Below are 332 nucleotides of genomic sequence, written 5' to 3' on the forward strand. Positions count from 1 at the left end.
GCGAGCTGCCCGAGGCGATTTCCCGGATGGGCCGGCTCAAAGAGCTGAACTTACCGCAGTGCAACATCCGTCTGACCCCGGATACCGTGGCCAAACTCGGCGAGATGACTCAGCTCAATGTACTGAATCTGCAAAATAACACCTTGGGCATCACCCCTGACCTGAGCAACCTGCAGAGCCTCAGAAAACTCAACCTGACCAATACTGCAATTACGCACATTCCGGAGGGTGTGCTCGGTAATCATCAGTTCATCAGTGTCTCCCTTGCCGGCAACCAGATCAGTGAAGTGCCGGACGCGCTGTTGCAAGTACCGAGCGAAGTCGGCGTGCGT

1 protein-coding gene is annotated in these 332 nt (G+C 56.0%); it reads left to right on the top strand.

Annotation, left to right across the window (positions count from 1 at the left end):
- On the top strand, positions 1–332 hold a 332-nt coding region (locus AC0L3U_RS38855; RefSeq protein ID WP_473365035.1), incomplete at both ends, for a hypothetical protein.

This window comes from Bradyrhizobium sp. Kon69 (genome assembly GCF_055807515.1).